Raw genomic sequence first — 638 nt, 5'->3', positions numbered from 1 at the left:
CGTGATCAATTCCAGGTGTCGCATAGTTCACTCGGTATTCAGCATGCATGGTTTGAACCTCAAACAAGAAATAGATGATGCGAGTTTAAGGATCTACAGATACAATTAGAAACAAGACCTTCCGATGAGTGATACAAGTGAAACCTTTAAACAGAATCGATATCCGACAACTGCAAGTATTAAGAGCTCTGTTACAAGAAAGAAATTTGTCTCGCGTGGCTGACCAGCTGGGAGTCACGCAACAAGCCGTGAGTGATCAACTCCGTAAGTTACGCGATACGCTAGATGATCGCTTATTTGTGCGAACCAGTAACGGCGTGATCCCCACGCCATTTGCAGAATCACTCCAGTTAAAAGTGGAACACATTATTGAGTCAATTGAAGCGTTATTAGAACCTGAAACTTTCGAGCCTAAAACTGTTACACGAACTTTCACTTTGAGTTCAACGGACCTTGAACAGAAAGTGATATTGCCTCAGCTATTAAGAATAATTCGCCTAGAGGCGCCAGGTGTAAAGCTATCAGTCAGGAAACTTGAGATCGATCAGATCACCAATGCCTTATTAACCGGAGAAGTAGACTTAGTCATTAGCAACCCTTCCTTCGTACCATCAAACCTACCAACGCTTAATTTGTAT

General features: G+C 42.3%; 1 protein-coding gene. It reads left to right on the top strand.

From position 1 onward, the window contains the following. Positions 1 to 128: 128 nt before the first annotated feature. Positions 129 to 638: LysR family transcriptional regulator (locus A3739_RS01895; protein ID WP_156502251.1), on the top strand; the 510-nt coding region annotated here is incomplete at its 3' end.

The organism is Oleiphilus sp. HI0067 (genome assembly GCF_001635735.1).
The sequence above is the reverse complement of the archived record's forward strand: the minus strand, read 5'-3'. Positions and strand labels throughout refer to the sequence as shown.